Genomic DNA, 23,038 nt, shown 5'->3' with positions numbered 1-23,038 from the left:
GAGAACCTCAGATGCGACTCGATCGCACATCCCGCCGGCTGGTCACGGCCGGACTCGGTGTGGCCGCCCTGTGCGCCGCGGCTGCGGCGGCGACCCCCGCCTTCGCCCAGCAGGCCGAGGTCAGGGCGGTGGCGCAGCCCGTCGCGGGCAGCTACATCGTGGTGTTCAAGGACGGGGCGAGCGACGCGCCGACCACGAACGCCAAGGCACTCGCCCTGGCCCGCAAGCACGGCGGCAAGGTCAGCAACACCTACGTCGCCTCCGTGCGCGGTTTCGCGGTGAAGCTCGACGAGGCGGCGGCCCGGCGGCTCGCGGCCGACCCGCAGGTCGCCTACGTGCAGCAGGACGGCTGGGCGCGCATGTCAGAGACCCAGACCAACCCGACCTGGGGCCTCGACCGGATCGACCAGGCGAACCTGCCGCTCGACCAGCGCTACACCTACCCGAACACCGCCTCCAACGTCACCGCGTACATCCTCGACACCGGCATCTACAAGGCGCACCCGGAGTTCGAGGGACGTGCCAAGGACGGCTACGACTTCATCGACAACGACCCGGACGCCTCGGACTGCCAGGGCCACGGCACGCACGTCGCCGGCACGGTCGGGTCGAAGACCTACGGCGTGGCCAAGAAGGTCAACCTCGTCGGTGTGCGCGTGCTCGACTGCTCGGGCAACGGGCAGTACTCGCAGATCATCAAGGGCATCGACTGGGTCGCCCAGAACGCGAAGAAGCCGGCCGTGGCGAACATGAGCCTCGGCGGCGGCGCCGACTCCACTGTGGACAGCGCGGTGAAGCGGGCGATCGCGGCGGGCGTCACGTTCGGCGTGGCGGCGGGCAACAACAACGGCGACGCCTGCCAGACCTCCCCCGCCCGCACGCCGGAGGCCATCACGGTGGCCGCCAGCGACTCGGCCGACAAGCGCTCGATCTACACCGGCGGCCAGGCCTCCAACTGGGGTTCGTGCGTCGACATCTTCGGGCCCGGCTCGAACATCACCTCCACGAAGAACGGCGGCGGCACCACGTCGATGGGCGGCACCTCGATGGCCACCCCGCACGTGGTCGGCGCGGCCGCGCTGTACCTCTCGGCGAACCCTTCTGCCACCCCTGCCCAGGTCCGCGACGCGCTGGTGAACAACTCGACGCCGGACAAGATCTCGGACACCAAGGGCTCGCCGAACAAGCTGCTCAACATCTCCTTCATCGGTGGCGGCGGCCCCGACCCCGAGCCGTGCGCGGCGGCCACCAACGGCGACGACGTGTCCATCCCGGACACCAACACCGCCGTCTCCTCCTCGGTGACCGTCTCGAACTGCACCGGCAAGGCGTCCACCACCACCAAGGTGAAGGTGGACATCAACCACCCTTACACCGCTGACCTGGCCATCGACCTGGTCGGCCCGTCCGGCGCGAAGTACGGCCTCAAGAAGGCGGGCGGCGCGTCGTCCACGACCGGTGTGCACGAGACCTATACCGTCGACGCGTCCGCGGAGGACCGCAACGGCACGTGGAAGCTGCAGGTCACGGACGTGTGGAGCTACGACAGCGGCACCATCGACTCCTGGACCCTGACGTTCTGACGACGCCCGGAAGGACCTGTCATGCAACGCACCGCTCTCGGGCTCGCCGTGCTGGCGTCGCTCTCGGTCATCACCGCCCCGGCGGCGCACGCCGCTGAGGCCGACTTCGTCCGGGCCAAGAACCCCGCCCCTGGCGACAGCTTCATCGTCTCCCTCAAACCGGCCGGCGGCATCTCGCTGGCCGGTGTCCAGGCCGCCTCCTCCACGCTGGTCCAGCGCTACGGCGGCACCCTCGACACCGTGTTCTCCCGCGCCATGCAGGGGTTCCAGGTCACGGGCCTGAGCTCGCAGCAGGCCCGCAGGCTCGCGGCCGACCCCGCGGTCAAGGCCGTCTACCAGGACGGCACGGCGCGGGCCACCGAGGTGCAGAGCAACCCGACCTGGGGCCTGGACCGGATCGACCAGGCGAACCTCCCGCTGGACAAGAGGTTCAGCTACCCGGACGGGGGCGCGTCGAACGTCACCGTCTACGTCACCGACACCGGCATCAAGACCGGCATCGCCGACTTCGAGGGCCGTGCCACCGTCGGCGCGGACTTCATCGAGGACGGCCAGAACGGCCAGGACTGCTCCGGCCACGGCACGCACGTGGCGGGCACGGTCGGGTCGAAGACCTACGGCGTGGCCAAGAAGGCGAAGCTGGTGTCGGTGCGGATGCTGGGCACCAGCTGCACCGGCAACGGCCCGGACTCCGCGGGTGTCAAGGCGATCGAGTGGATCACAGCGAACGCCCGCAAGCCCGCGGTGGTCAACGCCTCCTGGACGTTCGACACCGCCGACATCGGCAACGACGCCATCGCCGGCATGGTGAGCTCGGGCGTGCAGATGGCCGTCGCGTCGGGCAACAGCTCGACCGACGCCTGCTCCACCGGCCCCGCGAAGATCGCGGCGCTGATCACCGTGAACGCGACCTCGTCGAACGACGCCCGTGCCTCGTTCTCCAACTACGGCACCTGCACCGACATCTTCGCGCCGGGTGACAACATCACCTCGCTCGGGCTGAACGGCGGTGCCACGAACATGTCCGGCACGTCCATGGCCACCCCGCACGTCGCGGGGGTCGCGGCCCTGTACCTGTCGGCCAACCCGTCCGCGAGCCCCCAGGCCCTGCGCGACGCGCTGGTGAACGGCGCCACGAGCGGCAAGGTCACCAACCCCGGTTCGGGTTCACCGAACAAGCTGCTCCACAGCGGGTTCATCGGCGGCGGCCCGGCACCGGAGTGCGGCCCCGGCACGAACGGCGAGGACGTGTCCATCCCGGACAACGGCACCGCGGTCTCGTCCTCGGTCACGATCGCGGGCTGCACCGGCAACTCCACGGCCTCGGCAACCGTCAAGGTCGACATCAACCACACCTACACCGGTGACCTGGCCATCGACCTGGTCGGCCCGTCCGGCCGGTCCTACGTGCTCAAGAAGGCCGGCGGCGCGTCGTCCTCGGCGGGGGTCCACGAGACCTACACCGTCGACCTCTCCTCGGAGACGCGCAACGGCACGTGGAAGCTCCAGGTGAAGGACGTCTACACCTACGACGTCGGCACCATCGACTCCTGGACTCTCACGGTCTGAACACCTGGGGCCAGAAGTCTTGTCCGCCCCTCCCCTCCTTGCTTGCCCAAGGCGTCTGCAAGTACCAGTTGGTGGTACTTGCAGACGCCGGCAGAGCCAGGGGCGGGAACTCGGGGGCGAAGGCACGACAGCTGGCAACCTGCTCAGCAGCGAGAACACGTGTGGGGTGTGACCGCGGGAAGCGGTCACACCCCACACGTCGTTGTTGCTGCTAGCGGGTGACGGTCAGCGTGAACGTCGTCGTGCCGGTCTTGCCGTCCGCCGAGGTGGCCTTGACGGTGATCGGGTAGGTGCCGGGCGGGGTGGAGAAGTTCGTGAAGATCCAGACGTTGCTGCTGCCGTTCTGGCCGATGGTGGCCGGGTTGAACGACAGCTGCGCGCCCGCGGGCACCCCGGACGCGGTCAGCGTGAGGTTCCCGGTGCCGCCGGCGGCCTTCACCAGGGTCTGCGCGAGCAGGCCCTGCTTGACGGTCGCTGACGACGGCGTCGCGGTGACGGTGACCTCACCGGTCGGCGGTTCGGTGCCCTCGACGGTGAGCGAGACCGTGGTGGTGGCGGTCTTGCCGCCCGCGTCGGTGCCGGTGACCGTGATCGACGAGGTGCCGGCGGCCGCGGTGGTGGAGACGTCGAGCGTCAGCTTGGCCGCGCTGCCCGCGGCGATCGACGACGGCTGGAAGGCCGCCTTCACGCCGGTGGGCACGCCGGAGGCTGAGAGGGTGATGGTCTGGCCGTCGCCGGTGCTGCCGACGGTGGTCGAGACGTACTTGCCCTTGGCCGCCTTCACGCTGCTCGGGGTCGCCGCCAGGGTGAAGTCGCCCGGCTGCGGGTCGCCGCCGCCGGTGACGGTCAGCGAGTACCTGCCGGACGCGGTCTTGCCGCTCGACGTGGTGCCGGTGACGGTGATCTCGTAGGTGCCGTTCGGAGCGGTGGTGCTCGCGTCGAACGTGACCTTGCCCGAGCCGCCGGTGGTGACCGACGTCGGCTGGAAGACCGCCTTCACGCCGCTGGGCAGGCCGGAGGCGGACAGCGTCGCGTTCTCCGCACCACCCGAGCCCGCGGTCGTGTTGACCGCGGCGGACAGCGCCTTGCCGGCGGCGACCGAACCGCTGCCCGGCGCGACGGTCAGCCCGAAGTCACCGACCGGGGGCTGCTCGCCGACCTCGGTCTTCACCCAGTCGCCCATGTCGTTGTCGAGGCGGCCGTAGATCGAGTACCACTTGAAGTCCGACCGGCTCCACGACGCGACGCCGTAGACCTTGCCGTCGACGACCAGCGGGCCACCGCTGTCACCGGGCAGGATCGTGGTGCGGCCGTCGGAGTAGCCGGCGCAGATCATGGTCGCCGACTTGAAGCCCGCGCCGACGCCCTGGCAGACCCGGTCGCCGTCGACGACCGGCAGGCCCGCCTTGTCCAGCGTGACGTCCTGCGAGGTGTCGTTGAAGTCCTTCTTGCCGTAGCCGAAGCCCTGGCCCGTCTTGCCCGGTGCCGCGCCGCCGGCGTCCGCCGAGGTGGCGAACTTCGGGTAGGCCGCCCCGCCCTTGAGCGCGATGTCGCGGTCGACGGTCACGACCGCCACGTCGTAGCCCTGGTCGAAGTTGACGTACCGCGGGTGCTTCTTGTAGCTGACGACGTTCACGGCGAACCCGGAACCGGCGCCGCCCCGGTAGTCCTTGAGGTCGTCGAGGCCGTAGACGAACTTCTTCTCCCCCTCCGCGTCCGCGCAGTGCGCCGCGATGAGGATCTTGCGCGGGGCGACGACCGTGCCGGTGCAGGTCTGGCCCTCCGGCCGGGAGCCACCGGCGCGGATGCCCGCGACGATGCCGGGGAACTCGCTCACCGTGGCGTTCTGGCCGCCGGCGAACATGGGCGAGACGTCACCGAGGTTCGCAGGGACGGTGTCGCCGAGGTAGGTGGCCGCCGGGGCGGTGCGCTGGGCGTTCTCCGGTGCCGCGTGCGCGGTGCTGACCGGGGCCAGCGCCGCCGCGGCGACCAGGGCCAGCAGACCCCAGGACCGTGGTGTTCTGTTCACTTCAGTTCCTCTCGGATCAGGAACGCTCGCCTTCAGGCAGGGACGGCGGCAGTTCACTGCCGATCACTGTCAGGCGGTGTCCGGTGAGGAACAATCAGGGTCCGCATCCGTAGGGGTACGGCACTTTATCGGCCGGTCGCCCGGATCGCGGGACTGAGAACCGCAGCACGTTCACACCCCTCGCGGCCGGTCGGTGGGTAGAACTCAGGGCATGACGCCCAAGATCACCGTCTGCCGGGGGTGCTGCTGCGGTACCGCGCGCAAGCACCCCGACGTCGACCACGACCACCAGCTCGCGGTCCTGCGTTCCCGCCTGTCCGGTGTCCGGGTCGCCGACTGCCTGGACGCGTGCGAGGTGTCCAACGTCGTGGTCGTGCTGCCCGGCGCGCGGGAACGGGCCGCGGGCGCCCGGCCGGTGTGGGTCGGGTCGGTGCTGGAGGACGAGGTGGTGGACGGTGTCGTCGAGTGGGTCGAGGCCGGCGGGCCGGGGCTGGCCGCCGCGCCACCTGCGGTCGCGGAGCGGATCGTGCCCGCGCCCGCCGCGAAGGAGAAGAAGGCGAAGGAGAAGAAACGGCGGCGCTGACCAATACTCGGACGGGTTGTCACGCATAGATGGCGTTTAGGCGGGTACTGCCTGGCTGACGTTCAAGCTCCGAGGAGGAAGCAAGTGGCGACCCAGAAGCCGGGCAAGCGCGTGAAGGCGGCGTTGGAGAAGGCGGTCGACAAGGTCACCGAGATGGTGAACCCGCCGATCCCCGGCGTGCCGAACAGCGAGCCGCCTTCGCTCGAGGAGCCGACCGAGCCGCGGGGCCCGTTGCCGCCCAAGCAGGACCAGACCGGTCCGGAGACGGTGTCACCGACGGGAGCGCCCACCGGTGCCCCGAAGCTCGCCAACGGTCAGCAGGGCGAGTTCCTCACCACGTCGGCCGGCGCGCGGCTGTACGACACCGACCACTCGCTCAAGGCCGGTGACCGCGGCCCGACGTTGCTGCAGGACCACCACCTGCGCGAAAAGATCATGCACTTCGACCACGAGCGCATCCCGGAGCGCGTGGTGCACGCACGCGGCTACGGCGCGCACGGCGTGTTCGTCGGCTATGGCACGGCCGCCAACGTCTGCAAGGCCGCGTTCCTGGGCGACGGCGTGGAGACGCAGGTGTTCGTGCGGTTCTCGACCGTGCTGGGCTCGCGCGGTTCGGCCGACACGGTCCGCGACACCCGCGGGTTCGCGACGAAGTTCTACACCCAGGAGGGCAACTTCGACCTGGTCGGCAACAACATCCCGGTCTTCTTCATCCAGGACGGCATCAAGTTCCCGGACATCATCCACGCCGGCAAGCCGCACCCGGACCGGGAGATCCCGCAGGCGCAGAGCGCGCACGACACGTTCTGGGACTTCGTGTCCACCCACACCGAAGCCACCCACCACGTCCTGTGGAACATGTCCGACCGCGGCATCCCCCGCTCGTACCGGACGATGGAGGGCTTCGGCGTCCACACGTTCCGGCTCGTCAACGCCGAGGGTGAGACCGCGCTCGCGAAGTTCCACTGGAAGCCGAAGCTGGGCGTGCACTCCCTGGTGTGGGAGGAGGCGCAGATGGCCAACGGCTTCGACCCGGACTTCCACCGCCGCGACCTCGCCGACGCGATCGAGTCCGGCGCGTACCCGCAGTGGGAGCTCGGCCTGCAGATCTTCCCGGACACCCCGCGGCAGACGTTCGAGGGCATCGACCTGCTGGACTCGACGAAGATCGTGCCGGAGGAGCTCGCGCCGGTGCAGCCGGTCGGCCTCCTGACGCTCAACCGCAACACCATGAACTTCTTCGCCGAGACCGAGCAGGTCGCGTTCCACCTCGGCAACCTGGTGCCCGGCATCGACGTCACCGACGACCCGCTGTTCCAGTCGCGGCTGTTCTCCTACCTGGACACCCAGCTGACCCGGCTGGCAGGGCCGAACTTCAACCAGATCCCCATCAACCGCCCGCACGTGCCGGTCAACGACATGTTCCGCGACGGCTACCACCAGCACGCGGTGCACGCCGGGGTGGCGCCGTACCGGCCGAACACGCTCGACGGCGGCAACCCGTTCACCGCGGGCGTGGAGGACCGGGCGTTCGTCGAGGTGGCGCAGCCGCTGCCGAAGTCGGCGAAGGTGCGGCAGTCGCCCGTGTCGTTCTCCGACCACTTCACGCAGCCGCGGCTGTTCTGGCTGAGCCTGTCGCCGGTGGAGAAGGAGCACGTGGTGCGCGCGTTCACCTTCGAGCTCGGCAAGTGCTACGAGCAGGCGATCAAGGAACGCCAGCTGCGGGTGCTCGCCAACGTCGACCCGACGCTGTGCGCGGAGGTCGCCCGCGGCCTCGGCCTGCCCGCGCCCGAACCCACCGTGCGGCCGAGGAAGGTCACGCCGAGCCCGGCGCTCTCCCAGGTCGGGAAGACCTGGCCGACCGACGGCCGCCTCATCGGCATCGTGGTCGACCCGGCCGACCTCGACGGCGTGCGGACCATCCGCGAGACGATCCTGGCCGGCGGGATGGTGCCGTTGCTGATCGCGCCGACCGGTGGCCCCATCGGCGACTCCGGCCTGGTCGCGCAGCGCACGTTCCTCACGGCCCGGTCGATCGAGTTCGACGCCCTGCTGCTCGCCGCGGCTCCCCCGCCCGGCCCGGACGCGGTGCCGGCCAGGGACGCGAAGGCGGGCGCGCCGGGCACGACCGTCGACCCGCGCGTGCTGCTGATGGTCGAGGAGTGCTTCCGCCACGCCAAGGCCATCGGCGCGTGGGGCACCGGCCGCGCTGCCCTGGAGGCCGCCGGGATCACCGGTGCCGCGGGCGTGGTGGCCGGTGAGGACGCGACGAAGGTGTTCACGGAGCTGATGACGCTGCTCGGCGCCCACCGCGTGTGGGAACGGTTCCCGGCGACGATCGCATGACCGGGGCGCTGACGGAGGAGGAGCTCGCGTTCCTGCAGTCGATGTTCGACCTGGCCCGCACTGGCGACACCGAGCGGCTGGCCGAGGCACTCGACGCGGGCGTGCCGGTGAACCTCACCAACGGCGCCGGTGACTCGCTGCTGGTCCTGGCCGCGTACCACAACCACTCCGACACCGTCGCCGCGCTGCTGGAGCGCGGCGCCGACACCGGGCGGGTCAACGACCGCGGGCAGACCGCGCTCGGGGCGGCGGTGTTCCGCCGTTCCGAGCGCTCCGTGCGGCTGTTGCTGGAGGCCGGGGCGGACCCGGCACTCGGGCCGAGGTCCGCGCTCGACGTGGCGCGGTTCTTCGACCTGCCGGAGATGCTGGAACTGCTGGGGTCCCGGACGGCCTGAGCCGGGTCGGCCGGGAGGTCGGCGGCGGTCGTCCCCCGGGGAGATGACCGCCGACCTGCCGTCATCGGGGTTGCGGGTGCTCCAGCTCGCGCGTTCTTCAGGTCGTGTCCGGTCAGCCGGACACGACCTGAAGAACGCGACCTCGCCGCCCCTGTACGGCGCCTCAGCGGCAGGGCGCGGACCCACGTCCGGGTACCGGAATCCGGGAAGGCGTTTGACGAACCCCGGGAGGGGTAAGTGATCACGGGATCGCGATCACCCCCGTCGGAGGCACTGATGTTGTTGCCCACCGCCCGAGGACCGTTGAGCGCCGGCGTCATCGCCGCACTGCTCGACGTCCGCACGGCACCCCCCGCCCTCACGGCGGTCGACGAGCCGGCGCGGCTGGTGGCCGACCCGGACTTCCAGCTGGCCCTGTGGATCGCCCTGCACGAAGGCGAGTTCGACGGCGTCGGCGCCGAGCGCGCGGCCGAGCCGGAGGTCGTGCGGTGGCGTGCGCTGCTGAGCGAGCGGTGGCTGGCCGCCCTGCGGGAGATGACCGCGCCGATGGTCAGGGACGCGGGCGGTGACACCGCCTCCCCCGCCCGCATCGGCGACCACCTCATCAGCCTGATGCGCAGCAGCCACACCGCGCTGTACACGTTCATCGAGACCAAGGCCACCACCACGCAGCTGCGCGAGCTCGTCACCGCGAAGTCGCTGCACGAGCCGCAGCCCGCGATCGACCGCGTGCCCGCCGTCGCCATCGCCGCCCACAACACGATGAGCGCACTGGCCCTCTCCACCGCCACGGCCATCGGCCACCGGACCGCGGCGGCGGGCATCGCGCTGCTGTTCGACCGCCGCCTCACCGCGGGCCTGCACCGCGTCGGCGGCCGCCCGGTCCGGTCCGTCGCGGAGGCGCCGGACGAGCGCTGGGCCAGGATGCTGAACGAGAGCCGCGAACACCTGTCCGCCCACCCCGGCCGGACCCAGGACCTCCTGCACGCCGCTGCCGCCGCGATCGCCCTGGAGGCGTCCCTGTGCCGGCACCTGCTGCGCAGCTGGACCCAGGCCACCCCGGTGCTCGAACCGGTGCGGACGACGGCGGTGCCGTTGATCGGCACGGACGCGACCGTGGGCACCCAGCGGCGGGGCGACACGCAGAACCTGCTCAAGTCCGGCTGAGCCGCGGGCGGCGGTGCCGAACGCGGAGAGCCGACGACGACCTGGCTCGCGGTCCCACCACGAGCTTGCCGACAACGACCGCACCGACGATGCGATCACGCCGGCCGTGGACGGCGGCCGGACCGCTGAGGCCCGCCGCCGTCCGAAACCCGGCTACACCAGCCAGGCGGGCTCGCCGGTCACCGCCTCCGCGATCGCCGACAGCGGGATGACCGTCCACTCGGGACGGTAGCGCTGCTCGTGGCACACCTCCAGCACCGCCCGGTCCAGCTCGACCGCGGCCAGCAGCGCGCCACCGGGACGGCGGTCCGGCGCCACCTCGGCGTAGCCGTCGCAGAACGCGCCGCGGTTGCGGTCCAGCCACCGAGCGGCCCGCGGCAGCAGGGTGGCCACGTCGTCCGCGCCCACCAGCAGCTGTGCCGCCGCGTAGTGCAGGGACCGCAGGGCGGTGGCCACGTCGTGTTCCGCGGGGCGTGGCCGGGCCCGTTCCGCCGCACCGCCGTGGGGTTCGCCCTCGAAGTCGACGAGCACCCACGTGCGCGGTGAGCGCAGCACCTGGCCCAGGTGCAGGTCGCCGTGCACCCGCTGCAGGCGGACCGGCTCCGCGGCGGCCAGGACGGCGTCGAACCGGGCGCGCAGGCCCGCCTCGAACGGTGCCAGCGCGGGGACCTCGGCCAGTGCCGCGTCCAGGCGGTGGTGCAGGGCCGCCACGAACTCGGCCTCCTCGTCCGGTCCCGCGGTCTGCTCGCCGAGCGTCTCGCGCAGGTCGGCGTGCACCCGCGCGACGGCCCGGCCGAGCCGGCGCGCCTCCGCGGCGAAGTCACCGCCCGCGGCCTGCGGGTCCGTGCCGGGGCTCGCGAGGAAGTCCCGCACGCTCGCGGTCGCCATCGGCCAGCCCAGGGCGCCGAGCGGGACGAACTCGTGCAGCACCGCGAACGTGGTGCGCTCCCCGTCCAGCTCGGACTCCAGCGCGCCCTGGGGCGGTGCGATGTGCGGGTCGTCGATGGAGTGCAGGGCGGTGTGCAGCACGAGCTCCGGGTTGTCGCCCGCGACCAGCTCGCGGAAGAACTTCAGCACGTGGCGCTGGCCGTAGACGATGGAGCAGTTGCGCTGCAGGCCCGGGAACGGCCTCCCCACCGGCGCGTCGGTGTAGCGCGGCGGCAGGTCGCCGCGGAACCGCAGGCCCGCCACCTGCGCGGACTCCTCGAAGTGCCGCAGCAGCACGGCGGTGAGCTCGGGGTCGTACACCGCCTCGTACACCTGGCGGTCGCCCGCGGCGCCGATCCTGGCGTGCACCAGCCGTTCCGGCAGCTCGTCGCGCACGCCCAGCAGCAGCTGGTAGCGGCGTCCGCCCGCCGCCAGCACGACGTGGGCCAGCGTCGGGTCACCGTCGCGCAGCACGGTCACGCGTTCGCACTCCACCGGCCCGCGGCCGCGGAACCAGGGCTGGGTCACCAGCCAGCGGTCCAGCTGCTCCGGCACGACCTCGACGGCCTCGCTCGTCGTCACTTCTTGTCGCCACCTTCCACGTCGGAGGTCAGCTGGAACCAGTAGAAGCCGTGACCGGTCAGGGTGAGCTGGTACGGCAGCTCCCCGATCGCCGGGAACCGCACGCCGCCGGTGAGCTCCACCGGCACGCTGCCCACGTGCTCGGCCAGGTCGAGCTCGACGGGCTGGGGGAAGCGGGAGAGGTTGTTGACGCAGAGCACCACGTCGGCGCCGAGCGTGCGGCGGTAGGCGAGCACGGTGGGGTTCGACGCGCCGAGCTCGGTGAAGTCGCCGTGGCCGAACGCCCGGTGCTGCTTGCGCACCGCGATCAGGTGCCGGGTCCAGTTCAGCAGCGAGGACTGGCTGCGGGCCTGCGCCTCGACGTTGAGGCCCTGGTAGCCGTAGACCGGGTCCATGATCACCGGCAGGTAGATCCGGCCCGGGTCGCAGGAGGAGAACCCCGCGTTGCGGTCCGGGGTCCACTGCATCGGCGTGCGCACCGCGTCGCGGTCGGCCAGCCAGATGTTGTCGCCCATGCCGATCTCGTCGCCGTAGTACAGCACCGGCGAGCCCGGCAGCGACAGCAGCATCGCGGTGAACAGCTCGTGCTGGTTGCGGTCGTTCTCCAGCAGCGGCGCCAGGCGCCGGCGGATGCCGATGTTGGCCTTCATCCGCGGGTCCTTGGCGTACTCGGAGTACATGTAGTCGCGCTCTTCGTCGGTGACCATCTCGAGCGTCAGCTCGTCGTGGTTGCGCAGGAAGATGCCCCACTGCGAGTTCTCCGGGATCGCCGGCGTCTGCGCCAGGATCTCCGAGATCGGGAACCGCGACTCCCGCCGCACCGCCATGAAGATCCGCGGCATCAACGGGAAGTGGAACGCCATGTGGCACTCGTCCCCGCCCACCGCCGGGTCACCGAAGTACTCCACCACGTCCGACGGCCACTGGTTCGCCTCGGCGAGCAGGATGCGGCCGGGGTACTCGTCGTCGACGACCTTGCGGCACTTGCGGAGGAAGTCGTGCGTCTCCGCCAGGTTCTCGCAGTTGGTGCCCTCGCGCTCGAACAGGTACGGCACCGCGTCCAGGCGGAACCCGTCGATGCCGAGGTCCAGCCAGAACCGCAGGGTGTCGATCATCGCGTCCTGGACGGCGGGGTTGTCGTAGTTGAGGTCCGGCTGGTGGCTGAAGAAGCGGTGCCAGAAGAACTGCCCGCGCACCGGGTCGAAGGTCCAGTTGGACGACTCGGTGTCGACGAAGATGATCCGCGCGTCGGAGTAGCGCGAGTCGTCGTCGCTCCACACGTAGTAGTCGCCGTACGGGCCGTCCGGGTTCTGCCGCGACTCCTGGAACCACGGGTGCGCGTCACTGGTGTGGTTGAGCACCAGGTCCGTGATCACCCGGATGCCCCGCCGGTGCGCCTCCTCCAGCAGGTGGACGAAGTCCTCCACCGTGCCGAACTCCGGCAGCACCGCACGGAAGTCGCTGATGTCGTACCCGCCGTCACGCAACGGCGAAGCGTAGAACGGCGGCAACCACAGGCAGTCGACACCGAGCCACTCCAGGTAGTCCAGTTTGGACGCGAGGCCGCGCAGATCGCCGGTGCCGTCGCCGTTGGAGTCGCTGAAGGCCCTGACCAGGACCTCGTAGAAGACAGCGCCCCTGAACCAGTTCGCCTCGTGCTCCATGGCACCTCTCGCTCGCAACGTCGTCGGATTGCGGCAGAGTGGGGCACGACGGGCGCCAAGATCAAATCCTTCACACGGTCGTGTGAACCTGCCGGTACGCACTTCGCCTGAACCGGCGGAAACGACGACCTTTCAGGCAGAGGTGAGCGGGACGCGCACCAGCACGTCGCCGAGCCCGGCGAGCGGCCACGCGACCACCAGGTCGAGCCACCCGTCCTCCGGGCGCCGCAGGACGAGCTGCTGGAGGCAGGAGAACGTCTGGTCGCCACCGGAGGCGACCAGCTCCCCCCGCCGCACCCAGAACGCCCCGCTCCCCTGGACGACCGCCACGGCGGCGCCGGGGCCACTCGTCCGGACCCGGGCCGGGTCGTCCGGCGCTGTGTCCTGCCGATCGGAGAAGGCGTGCTCGTTGACCACGTCAGCGGCGTGGCCCCTGGCGACGCAGAGCAGCTCCGCGGACAGCACGGGACCCACGACGGTCAACCGGGTGAGCACCACGGCGGCGCGGTGGACGCGGCGGTGCAGCACGAGCGGTGGCGCGGCGATCGTGCCCGTTTCGAGGGCCGGTGCGTCGTGGTGCGGTGCGACGTGGTGGGTCAGGCCCTGCGGCAGGGGCCGGACGTCCAGCGGTGCCCGCCAGATCGAGGTGGTGGTCCGCTCGACGGTGGCCCGGTCCGGCAGCGGCAGGCGAACAATTGTCTCGGGGAAGCCGATCTCCGGCCACGCGAGGACGAGCGACATCTCGTCGAACACCGGCGGGAAGCGGAACACGACCCGATGGCCGGAGGTGCCGCCCACGTGGTCGCCGCTGTCGGACCACGACGAGAGGGCGTACTCCCAGTGCGCGTGCCCGGTCTCGTCGAGCCAGGCCACGCGCAGGTCCACGCCCTCGTCGTGTGCGGGCAGCAACCGGCGGGGTGCGACTTCGGCCGCGCCGCGGTGGTCGAGCGGACGGCGGGCCTGCAGCTCGATCTCCAGGGCCCAGGGCGTGGAGATCGCGCGCACGACACCCACGACGAGTTCCGGGCGGTGCACCAGCAGGCCGCCCGGATGTGCCACGGCACCGAGAACCTCGGTCGTGTCCACGGGTCCACCGTCCCGCGCCGTCACCGCCCGATGTCCTCGACGCCGAGCCGCGACCACTCGTCCCCCGCGAACACGTGCAGGTCCGAGCCCCGGCCGACGACCTCGGCCGTCCTGGGCAGCGACCGGCCGTCGGGCAGGACCAGCCGGAACTTCCCGGTCACCTCGACCCGGCCGTTCGCCAGCACCCCCACGACGAGCCGGTGGCGGTCCGGTCCGTACCCGCCGTACAGGGCGATGCGGTCACCGGCCACGGCGAGCGCCTTCGCGCCGCGCACCTCGTTGTGCCACCCGGACACGGCGTCGTCGTCGATCCGCACCACCGGGAAGTCGGTGTAGTAGCAGGCCCACGCCGCGCTGTCGCCGACGTTGAGCGCGTAGCAGTCGCTGATGGCACCCCACTCGTCTTCCCAGTGCGACGGGTACCGCCACTGCCGGGTGAGGTCGGCGGAGAACCGGATCAGCCCGCAGGACCCGACGGGCGCCGGGGAGTCCGCTTCGCCCCAGCCGAAGTTGCCGTAGACGCCTTCGTCGAAGTACGCCACCCACACCTCGCCGTCGCGCGTGGCCTGCACGTGCTCGATTCCGTCGCCGAAGGTGTGCGCGGCCTCCACCGCGCCGGTGGCGTCGTACACGAACGCGTTGCGCTCCGGGTCGTTCTTCCGCCACCGGCACCGCGCACCCACCACCAGGAAGCGGCCGCCGGGCAACGGCTGCACCGATGGGAAGTCCACCTTCAGGCCGGCGAGCCGGACGGTGAGCACCTGGTCCGGCTGGTGCACGGTCACGTGGGCCGGCACCGAGGGCTTCACCCTGCTGGCGGGTCCTGCGCCCTCCGGCAGGTCACCGGCCGCCACCCACAGCGCCACGGCCTCGCCCGACGGGCCCGCGGACACCGACTTCAGCACGTCGCCGGGTCGTGGCGCGGTGAGGTGCGCGTGGTGCCGGGTCCGGACGGTGGTCGAGGAGCGCTTGCTGGTCACCGGCGCATTCGACCACGCCACCGCTCCCCGTTCCCACCGATTTCCCGTGGTCAGCTCTTCAGGAACCGCAGCAGCTCCGCGGTCACGAACTCCGGGTTCTCCTCCACCAGCCAGTGCCCGGCCCGCGGAACGTCCACCGCCCGCACGACGTTCGTCATCCGGGTCGCCGCGGTGCCGCGGATGGCCTCGACCTGCCCCTGCGCGGCGAGCACCAGTGCGGGCGTGGTGACGGGTGCGGCTGCCGTGGTGTCGCGGACGTCGCGGTCGAGGGTGCGGTACAGGTCGAAGCCGCCGGACAGGGCCGAGGGCCTGCGGTAGGTGCGGGCGTACTCGTCGATCTCGGCGGCGGTGAACGGCGAGCGGTCCGCGGTGCCGCCGAACGCGCTGCCGCCGAAGGAGACCTGCGGGTAGAACAGGGCGAGGTAGTCGCGGACGTCGTTGCCCACCACGGCCTCCGGCACGCGGGGCTGCATGTGGAACGCGATGTGCCAGCTCAGGGAGCGGTAGGCGGCGGCGTCGACGGCGGGACCGGGCAGGGGCAGGTCGAGGTAGCCGAGGCGGGCGGTGTCGGCGGGGAACTGCGCGGCGTACTGGAAGGCGACGGCGGCACCGAGGTCGTGGCCCACGACGGTGGCGTCGCGGACGCCGAGCCGGGTCATCAGGGTGTGGACGTAACGCGCGAGGGTGGCCTTGTCGTAGCTCGCCGGCGTGCCGGTGCTGTCGCCGAGGCCGGGCAGGTCGACGGCGTAGACGGTGTGGTGCTCGGCGAGCGCGGGCATGACCTCCCACCACCCGTACCAGGTCTGCGGCCAGCCGTGCAGCAGGACGACCGGGGTGCCCTCACCGCCGGTCACGTAGTGCATGCGGATGCCGTCGACGTCGGCGAACCCGTGCTGGAACGTGCGGGAGAAGACCGGGTCGTCGTGGGTGACAGCAGCGTGCTCGGGGACTTCGGCGGGTGGTGAGGCGCAGGCGGTGACGAGGGCCAGGACGAGGACGAGAGCGCGGATCATGCCGGGGAGTCTTGTGGCGGACCGGCCGTTCTGGCACGAGAACTTGCTGTATCGGCAAGACCTGCGACGCAAGTACACGATCGAGGAATGTTCGGGCTCAACCCACCGACCGCACAATCGTGCGATGCCGGAGAGAGCCAGCGTGGTCGTGGTCGGAGCGGGTATGGCGGGGCTGGCCGCGGCGCGCGCGTTGCACGACCGGGGGCACCGGGTCACGGTGCTGGAGGCGCGCGACCGGGTCGGCGGGCGGATCTGGACCGATGGGCACGGCGTCGACCTGGGTGCGCACTGGATCCACGGCACCGACGGCAACCCGGTCACCGAGCTGGTCGAGGACCTGGGCATCCCGTACAGCTACGTCGGCGGCGACAGCGCCTACACCGGCGGCTTCGACAGCCTCGACCTGTTCGGCGCGGACAACCGGGTCGTGGGCCACCGCTACAAGAGCCGCACGCTGGAACTGGCCGACGACGTGCTGCACGAGCTCGAACAGCGCGCCGCGCTCGCCCGCAGGGACGAGCTGCCCGACGTCGCGCTCGGCCAGGCGTTGCGCGAGGTCCTCGCCGGGAGGGCGTTGTCCGCCGAGGACGAGCAGGCGGTCCGCTACCACCTCAACGTGCTGCTGCGCGAGGACGCGGCGGAGGACCCGGACCGGCTGTCGCTCCAGCACTGGGAGGAGGGCTACCTGGTGTACGGCTACGGCGACAGCACGTTGCACCGGGGTTACCAGTCCGTTGTGGACGCTCTGGCCGAGGGGCTGGACGTGCGGCTCGGCCACGTGGTCTCGCTGGTCGAACCGGGCCGCGTCACGACGGGGCAGGGGGTGTTCGAGGCGGACAGGGTCCTGGTGACGCTGCCGCTGGGCGTCCTCAAGGCGCGGGCGGTGCGGTTCGACCCGCCGCTGCCCCGCGACAAGCGGACGGCGATCGACAAGCTCGGCTTCGGCACGCTCAACAAGATCGCGCTGCACTACCCGGAGCCGTTCTGGCCGCGCGACCAGTACGTGTTCGGCTACCTGTGCCGCGACACCGACCGCTACCCCACCGTCGTCATCAGCATGTGGAAGTCGCACGGCAAGCCGATCCTGGTGATGCTGCTCGGTGCGTCGCTGGGCCGGGAGCTGGAGACGTGGACCGACGAGCACGTCGAGGCGTACGCGACCACGGTGGTGCGGGACGTCTTCGGCCCGGACGTGCCCGCACCGCAGCACATCTCGCGCACGGCGTGGACGGCCGACCCGTTCGCCCGCGGCTCCTACACGTGCATCGGCGTCGGCTCGTCGTCGAAGGACGTCGCCGCGCTCGCCGAACCGGTCGGCGACTGGCTGCACTTCGCCGGCGAGGGCACGAACCCCTACCACTGGGGCTGCGTGCACAGCGCCTACGAGTCCGGGCGGCGCGAGGCAGCCAGGATCAGCGGTGACGCGACGCTGTTCGCACCGCCGAGCGCCGGCACGCCGCGCCGCCAGACGCGCAACGTCGACCGGATGCTGCGGTTCGTGCGGATGCGGATGACGCACCTGAGCGAGCCCGAGCTGACCGAACGGGTGGCGTGCCTGCGCGACAGCACCGACCCGCACGGCGTCCGCCTGTTCACCGCGCTGGCCGACGCCGAACTGGAGACGCTGGCGTCGATGTTCGACGAGATCCCGTTCGGCGCCGGTGACCGGTTGTTCCGCGAGGACGACCCGGCCCACGGCGTGTTCCTGGTGCGCGCCGGTGAGGTCGAGGTCGACTTCGGCGGCATCTACGAGCGCGCGCGGCTGGGCAGGGGCGCGCTGCTCGGCCACCACGACCTGTTCTTCAACGCCCGCACCACGTCCGCGACGGCGCTGACCGACGACGTGGTCGTGTACTACCTGGACCACTACCGGTACCAGAGCTTCCTGTACGCGTTCCCCGACGTGCTCATGGTGATGATGTCGGACCTGGTGACGCGCTGGGAGCAGCTGGAGACGGCCCTGGGCGCCGCTCCGCTGATCAGGCGGGACTCCGCCTGACCAGCCGCTGCACGGTGGTGAGGTCAGGCCCTTGCCCGCCACGGCCGATCAGAGCAGTGCGCGCAGCCCGTCGCGGTCGGCGGGCAGACCGGCCCTGCGCAGCCACAGCACCCGGTTCGCGATCGAGCCCCAGCAGCGGTCGTTGTCCACCACCGCGCCGAGAAAGCGCCGCTGCGCCTCGGAGAGCCGATCACCTGGACCGCCGCGGAACGCCCTGAGCAGCAGCGGTCCCCAGTCCGCGTCCACCGTGTACTCGTTGGTCATCCGGGCGACCGCCACGGCCTCGTCGGCGATCTGGTCGAACTCGGTCGTGCGCCGCAACAGCGCCGCGACCAGCTGGAACCGCAGCTTTCCCTCCAGCTGGGGCGGGTGCTCGCCGAGCAGGTCGTCGGCTGCCTCAGGGTCGCGCAACGCCGCCCGGACCTCCGCGAGCGCCGCGGGATCGCCGTCGTGCGCGGTGGTGACGGCCGCGCACGCCCGCACGCCGGGGTGGTCGTCGGTCAGCAGGGCCGGGATGCCCCAGCCGCCCAGGCTCAGCGCGATGCCCGCGCGCTCCGCCGGGGACGCGTCCTGCGCCGCACGCAGCAACCGGTCGGCCACGGCGCCCCGCCGGTCGGCGAGCTCGTCGGCCTGGAGCAGGTGCGCCACGGCACCGGTGGCCGCCTGGCGCACGGCGGGGTCGGTGTCGTCCAGGAACGGCGCGACCCGGTCGAAGAGGTCCGGCAGGAGGAGCCGGCCGGCCACCCACGGGTCGTCCTCGTCCTCTTCGTCGTCCTCGTCCTCGTCGTCCCACGTCACCGACTCCGCGAACGCGCCGAGCCACTCCAGCAGAGCGGCGCGCAGCGGGCGTTCTCTTTCATCCCACGGCAGAGCGCTCTCACACGGGACACCCACGCGCGGGTCGTCGAGGACCGCGGCCACGAACTCGGCGGCCGGGAGGGTCGCCGAGCAGACCGAACCCTGGTGCAGCAGCGCCGAGTCGAGGAAGCCGAGGGCGTCTCCGCAGGCCTCCGGGTCCTCGCTGAGCAGGGCCGCCAGCCGACCGGGGGCGTCGGAGGCGGGACCGCAGGCGTGTTCCAGGTCGTCCCAGCCGGTGTCCCGCAAGATCGCTTCCGCTGTGCGCACGGCGGCATCATGTCAGGCCGAATTCCCTCTTGATCGGTCCACCCCGGCAGGCCAGGGTGTGTGCAAGAACCTGAACGACCCTCGCACGCCAACGTTGTCAACGAGGAGACCCGATGCGGAAACGCACGACAGCACTACCTCTGCTGGCACTACTGGGCCTGGTCCTGCCGATTCCGGCGACCGCACAGCCGACGGACACGGTCGTGTCCGGGCAGGCCAGGTTCCAGGTCCTCTCCCCCACCCTGGTGCGCACCGAGTACGCCGGTGACCGCCGCTTCGAGAACGCGGCCACTTACAACGTTGTAAACCGCGCCGGCTTCCCCCGCACTGCCTACCGCTCGCGCACCGAGAACGGCTGGCTGGTCATCACCACCTCGGCGATGACGCTGCGCTACCGCGTCGACTCCGGGCCGTTCCGCGCGGACAACCTGGAGGTCAAGACGGCGAGCACGACCGCGTCCCCGTGGCGGCGGGTCGTGTGCGCGACCGGGCAGCTCTGCGAGGTCGAGGACCAGCAGCGCGAGGGCCTGCTGATCGCGGCCGACCACCCCGGTCACACCGGCAGCGGGTTCGCAGCCGGGTTCCAGTACCTCAACAACGGCGTCACGGCGACCGTCCGCGCCACCGCGGCGGGCAAGCACCGGATCGTCGTGCGCTACGCCAACGGGCAGGGCGGTGACGGCAGGCACGAGAGCCGCACGCTCGGGATCGGCGTCGACGGCAAGGCGCCGAAGCAGGTCACGCTGCCCAGGACCGCGGACTGGCGGGACTGGCAGCTGGCCGAGACCGAGGTCGACCTCACCGCCGGCGAGCACCGCGTCGCACTGACGCGAGGAGCGGCCGACTCCGGCAATGTCAACGTTGACAGCCTCGCGCTCCTCACGGCCGGCCAGGCGTTCCCGACGCAGCGGGCGACCGACGAGTGCCGGTTCGGCACCACCTGCGAGGCCGAGAACGGCGTGACCGACGCCGACATCGCGGACGAGCACGCCGGGTACGCGGGCACCGGGTTCGTCGCCGAGCTGGTCGGCGGCAGGAGCGTGAGGCAGCGGGTCGGCGGGGTCCCGGCGGCGGGCACCCACGCGGTCCAGCTGCGCTACGCCAACGGCGTCGGCGGCGACGGCAAGCACGAGGCGCGCACGGTGTTCGTCAACGGCACGGCGGTCTCGTTGCCGGCCACGGCGAACTGGGCGACCTGGGGCACGGTGACGGCGCAGGTGCCGTTGCCGGCGGGCAGCTCGGAGCTCGCCGTCACGTGCCCGGCGACCGGCTGCCACGTCAACCTCGACACCATCGGGATCGCCTCGACGTCGCAGCACCTCCAGCTCGGCGGCTACCGGCGTTCGCTCGACGGCTACTCCGGCAACGACGGCCCGCCGAGGCTGTACGCCGGTCTGCTGCACCGCGACGGCTGGTACCTGCTCGACGACACGACCTCCGCTCTCGCCACCAGGGCCGTGCGGCCGGACCGGGGCGCACAGCCCTACCAGGACGGGTACGTCTTCGGTTACGGCCAGGACTACAAGGCGGCGCTGGGTGACCTGGCGACGCTGACCGGTGGCCCGAAGCTGCTGCCGAGCTGGGCCTACGGCGTCTGGTACTCGGAGTACATCGACCGGACCGCGGCCGACTTCCGCGACCGGATCGTGCCCGCGTTCCGCGCGAACGGCGTGCCGCTGGACGTCCTCGTGATCGACACGGACTTCAAGGCGCACAACGCGTGGAACGGCTGGCGGGTCGACCCGGCGAAGTTCCCGGCCGACTTCCAGGACTGGGTGCACGGGCAGGGCCTGCACAGCACGCTGAACATCCACCCGAGCATCCAGGCCGACGACCCCGACTTCGCGCAGGCCCAGGCCACCGCGAAGGGCAAGCTGGCGAAGAACGGCAGCCGCGGCGGTGTCGACAGCTACGCGTTCGACTGGGCGGACCCCGACCAGCTGCGCGCGTACCTGGACCTGCACCGGCCGATGAAGACGGACTTCTGGTGGCTCGACTGGTGCTGCGACGGCTCCGGCTCGTCGGCACGCGGCGTCACGCCGGACACGTTGATCAACGAGGAGTACGCGAAGCTGTCCACCCTGGACCGCGGGTTCGCGTTCTCCCGCGGCTACGGCTCGCTGCAGGCGGGCGGCTACAGCGGGTCCGGCCCGCTGCCGACCGGTCCGTGGGCGGAGAAGCGGCACACCCTGCACTTCACCGGCGACACCTCGTCGACGTGGGGTGCGATGAAGGGCACCATCGGCCTCACCTCAGCGGAGGGCGTGGCGACCGGCATGTCGAACATCAGCCACGACATCGGCGGTCACAACGACACCACCGGGCTGCGCGGCTCGGAGACCTACCTCGACAACGGCCAGCTCCGCCACACCACCAAGCTGCCGGACGACCTGTACGCGCGGTGGGTGCAGCTGGGCGCGTTCCAGCCGATCACGCGCCTGCACAGCAACCACGGCGACCGGTTGCCGTGGCAGTACGGGCCGGCGGCGCAGGCCTCGGCGACGAAGTTCCTGAACCTGCGCGAACGGCTCGTGCCCTACCTCTACACGCTGGCGGAGCAGGCCAACCGGACCGGTGTGCCGATGGTGCGTCCCGCGTACCTGGAGTACCCGAGCAGCCCGGAGGCGTACTCCACCGTGGACACGCAGTTCCTGCTGGGGTCCGACCTGCTGGTCGCACCGATCACCACCCCGGGTGAGGTCGGCGAGACGCGGGTGTGGTTCCCGCCGGGCCAGTGGACCGACTACTTCACCGGCCGGGTGTACCAGGGCAACACCTGGGCGACGGTGAGCGCGGGCCTCGACACCATGCCGGTGTTCCTGCGCTCGGGCGGCCTGCTGGTGGAGCGCACCGGGAACGTCGCCAACCACGTGCAGAACAAGGCCGACGCGCTGACCGTGCACGTCACGGAAGGCGCTCGCGGTGAGTTCTCGCTCTACGAGGACGACGACCGCAAGCTGTCCGCGCGCACGCGCATCAAGCACGAGGACGGGAAGGTGACGATCGACCCGGCGCGCGGCTGGTTCCCCGGCAAGGTGTCCCAGCGGGACTGGACCGTCGTCGTGCACAGGGCCGACGGCACCACGCGCACCGTACAGGCGATGGCGAAGTCGGCGCACCGGCGGGTGGTGGTCGACCTCCGCTGACGGTCAGTCCTCCGGGACCCAGTCCAGGAGCCTGACCTTCGCGACCGTCCGCACGTGCCTGCGCATGGCCATCGCCGCCTTCTTCGGTTCACCGGCGGCGATGGCCTCGTAGATCGCGGTGTGCTGGGCCAGCGACCGCGACGGGCGGCCGGGCTGGCGCAGCGACTCGGTGCGGCTCTCGGTGATCTGCGTGGCGATGGTCCGCATGAACTCGGCCAGCAGCGCGCTGTGCGCCGCGGCGGTGACGGCGGCGTGGAACCGGCGGTCGCCCTCCACGCCGGCCCCGCCGTCCGCGATCTCGTCGCGCATGAAGTCCAGTGCCAGCCGGATGTCCTCCAGCTCGGCGGCGGTGCGGCGTTCGGCGGCGAGCTCGGCCAGCTTGGTCTCCATGGCCTCGCGGGCCTCCAGCACGTCCGGGAGGCGCTTGCGGCGTTCGACGAGCTGCTCGACCGGCTCCACGTCGAGGGTGTCGCGCACGAGGTAGGTGCCGCCGCCGTGGCGGGCCTCGACCAGACCCTGTACCTCCAGCACCACGATCGCCTGCTTGACCGACGCGCGGCTCACCCCGAGGCCGGCGGCGAGGTCGCGTTCGGGCGGCAGCCTGTCCCCCGCCTTCAGACCCGCCTCGGCGACGTGGGCGCGCAGGCGTTCGAGCACCTGCTCGTACAGGCGGGACTTCACCACCGGCCGCAGCGCCTCGGACATCTGCCCAGGGTAACCGGTCAAGTGGCTCAGCCACTAGGCCACCTCTTGACAGCCGGTGGACCGCGGGCGGAAAGTGGCTGAGCCACTCGGCCACTGACCCGGACCACCGGCCCAGCTCGGACAGCACCGACGACGGGAG

At 71.5% G+C, this 23,038-nt stretch carries 16 protein-coding genes; 8 read left to right on the top strand and 8 right to left on the bottom strand.

What is annotated here, in order from left to right; genetic code table 11:
* Window positions 1–11: 11 nt before the first annotated feature.
* Together ACVDFE_RS24730 and ACVDFE_RS24725 are read left to right on the top strand one after the other, a co-directional pair.
* Entirely contained in the window at window positions 12–1,583 is a 1,572-nt protein-coding gene (locus ACVDFE_RS24730; protein WP_458432038.1) for a S8 family serine peptidase, read from the top strand.
* 21 nt (window positions 1,584–1,604) lie between these two features.
* A complete protein-coding gene (locus tag ACVDFE_RS24725; protein ID WP_458432037.1) occupies window positions 1,605–3,152 on the top strand; it encodes a S8 family peptidase in 1,548 nt (515 codons plus the stop codon).
* Window positions 3,153–3,363: 211 nt separating this feature from the next.
* Here ACVDFE_RS24725 and ACVDFE_RS24720 read toward each other — a convergent pair whose 3' ends face one another.
* Window positions 3,364–5,181 carry a trypsin-like serine protease gene (locus ACVDFE_RS24720; RefSeq protein WP_458432036.1) on the bottom strand — a complete coding sequence of 606 codons (1,818 nt, stop codon included), beginning with the start codon at window positions 5,179–5,181 and terminating at the stop codon, window positions 3,364–3,366.
* Window positions 5,182–5,392: 211 nt separating this feature from the next.
* On the opposite strand from ACVDFE_RS24720, the gene ACVDFE_RS24715 reads away from it, so the two are divergent.
* The 4 genes from ACVDFE_RS24715 to ACVDFE_RS24700 all read left to right on the top strand — a co-directional run bounded on the left by ACVDFE_RS24715 (window position 5,393) and on the right by ACVDFE_RS24700 (window position 9,672).
* Complete coding sequence (locus ACVDFE_RS24715) at window positions 5,393–5,764, top strand: hypothetical protein (protein ID WP_360388607.1); 372 nt, start codon at window positions 5,393–5,395, stop codon at window positions 5,762–5,764.
* A 153-nt stretch (window positions 5,765–5,917) separates the two neighbouring features.
* A complete protein-coding gene (locus ACVDFE_RS24710; protein WP_458434392.1) occupies window positions 5,918–8,110 on the top strand; it encodes a catalase in 2,193 nt (730 codons plus the stop codon).
* The gene (locus ACVDFE_RS24705; protein WP_458432035.1) at window positions 8,107–8,505 is read left to right on the top strand and encodes an ankyrin repeat domain-containing protein; all 399 of its coding nucleotides are present in this window, start codon (window positions 8,107–8,109) and stop codon (window positions 8,503–8,505) included. Before ACVDFE_RS24710 ends, ACVDFE_RS24705 begins: the two co-directional genes overlap by 4 nt.
* A gap of 276 nt (window positions 8,506–8,781) precedes the next feature.
* Complete coding sequence (locus ACVDFE_RS24700) at window positions 8,782–9,672, top strand: hypothetical protein (RefSeq protein WP_360388616.1); 891 nt, start codon at window positions 8,782–8,784, stop codon at window positions 9,670–9,672.
* 153 nt (window positions 9,673–9,825) lie between these two features.
* On the opposite strand, the gene ACVDFE_RS24695 is transcribed toward ACVDFE_RS24700, so the two are convergent.
* From ACVDFE_RS24695 to ACVDFE_RS24675, 5 genes are all read right to left on the bottom strand, one after another.
* Window positions 9,826–11,181, bottom strand: a complete 1,356-nt coding sequence (locus tag ACVDFE_RS24695; protein ID WP_458432034.1) for a maltokinase N-terminal cap-like domain-containing protein — start codon at window positions 11,179–11,181, stop codon at window positions 9,826–9,828.
* Entirely contained in the window at window positions 11,178–12,845 is a 1,668-nt protein-coding gene (gene treS / locus ACVDFE_RS24690) for a maltose alpha-D-glucosyltransferase (protein ID WP_458432033.1), read from the bottom strand. The genes ACVDFE_RS24695 and treS overlap by 4 nt, the downstream gene beginning before the upstream one ends.
* A gap of 132 nt (window positions 12,846–12,977) precedes the next feature.
* Window positions 12,978–13,931 (bottom strand): hypothetical protein, encoded by a 954-nt coding sequence (locus tag ACVDFE_RS24685; RefSeq protein ID WP_458432032.1) that lies wholly within the window; start codon window positions 13,929–13,931, stop codon window positions 12,978–12,980.
* A gap of 20 nt (window positions 13,932–13,951) precedes the next feature.
* On the bottom strand, window positions 13,952–14,911 hold the full coding sequence (locus tag ACVDFE_RS24680; protein WP_458432031.1) for a hypothetical protein: 960 nt from the start codon (window positions 14,909–14,911) through the stop codon (window positions 13,952–13,954).
* A 50-nt stretch (window positions 14,912–14,961) separates the two neighbouring features.
* Entirely contained in the window at window positions 14,962–15,924 is a 963-nt protein-coding gene (locus ACVDFE_RS24675; protein WP_360388629.1) for an alpha/beta fold hydrolase, read from the bottom strand.
* Between the two features lie 46 nt (window positions 15,925–15,970).
* Here ACVDFE_RS24675 and ACVDFE_RS24670 point away from each other — a divergent pair, with 46 nt between their 5' ends.
* On the top strand, window positions 15,971–17,923 hold the full coding sequence (locus tag ACVDFE_RS24670) for an FAD-dependent oxidoreductase (RefSeq protein WP_458434391.1): 1,953 nt from the start codon (window positions 15,971–15,973) through the stop codon (window positions 17,921–17,923).
* A gap of 48 nt (window positions 17,924–17,971) precedes the next feature.
* Here ACVDFE_RS24670 and ACVDFE_RS24665 read toward each other — a convergent pair whose 3' ends face one another.
* Window positions 17,972–19,048, bottom strand: coding sequence for a HEAT repeat domain-containing protein (locus ACVDFE_RS24665; protein ID WP_458432030.1), 1,077 nt, complete (start codon window positions 19,046–19,048; stop codon window positions 17,972–17,974).
* A gap of 113 nt (window positions 19,049–19,161) precedes the next feature.
* Here ACVDFE_RS24665 and ACVDFE_RS24660 point away from each other — a divergent pair, with 113 nt between their 5' ends.
* Window positions 19,162–22,194: a TIM-barrel domain-containing protein gene (locus ACVDFE_RS24660; RefSeq protein WP_458432029.1), complete on the top strand. Its 3,033-nt coding sequence runs from the start codon at window positions 19,162–19,164 to the stop codon at window positions 22,192–22,194.
* Between the two features lie 3 nt (window positions 22,195–22,197).
* On the opposite strand, the gene ACVDFE_RS24655 is transcribed toward ACVDFE_RS24660, so the two are convergent.
* A complete protein-coding gene (locus ACVDFE_RS24655; protein WP_458432028.1) occupies window positions 22,198–22,899 on the bottom strand; it encodes a FadR/GntR family transcriptional regulator in 702 nt (233 codons plus the stop codon).
* Between the last annotated feature and the right edge of the window lie 139 nt (window positions 22,900–23,038).

The organism is Lentzea chajnantorensis, from assembly GCF_054300775.1.
Note: the sequence above shows the minus strand (reverse complement) of the source record. Positions and strands in the feature narration are given on the sequence as shown.

Excerpts from the sequence above, each read along its gene's own strand:
- ACVDFE_RS24715 (WP_360388607.1), top strand. The coding sequence starts at position 5,393 with ATGACGCCCAAGATCACCGTCTGCCGGGGGTGCTGCTGCGGTACCGCG.
- ACVDFE_RS24660 (WP_458432029.1), top strand. The coding sequence starts at position 19,162 with ATGCGGAAACGCACGACAGCACTACCTCTGCTGGCACTACTGGGCCTG.
- ACVDFE_RS24675 (WP_360388629.1), bottom strand. The coding sequence starts at position 15,924 with ATGATCCGCGCTCTCGTCCTCGTCCTGGCCCTCGTCACCGCCTGCGCC.
- ACVDFE_RS24730 (WP_458432038.1), top strand. The coding sequence starts at position 12 with ATGCGACTCGATCGCACATCCCGCCGGCTGGTCACGGCCGGACTCGGT.
- ACVDFE_RS24655 (WP_458432028.1), bottom strand. The coding sequence starts at position 22,899 with ATGTCCGAGGCGCTGCGGCCGGTGGTGAAGTCCCGCCTGTACGAGCAG.
- ACVDFE_RS24710 (WP_458434392.1), top strand. The coding sequence starts at position 5,918 with ATGGTGAACCCGCCGATCCCCGGCGTGCCGAACAGCGAGCCGCCTTCG.
- ACVDFE_RS24725 (WP_458432037.1), top strand. The coding sequence starts at position 1,605 with ATGCAACGCACCGCTCTCGGGCTCGCCGTGCTGGCGTCGCTCTCGGTC.
- treS (WP_458432033.1), bottom strand. The coding sequence starts at position 12,845 with ATGGAGCACGAGGCGAACTGGTTCAGGGGCGCTGTCTTCTACGAGGTC.
- ACVDFE_RS24705 (WP_458432035.1), top strand. The coding sequence starts at position 8,107 with ATGACCGGGGCGCTGACGGAGGAGGAGCTCGCGTTCCTGCAGTCGATG.
- ACVDFE_RS24700 (WP_360388616.1), top strand. The coding sequence starts at position 8,782 with ATGTTGTTGCCCACCGCCCGAGGACCGTTGAGCGCCGGCGTCATCGCC.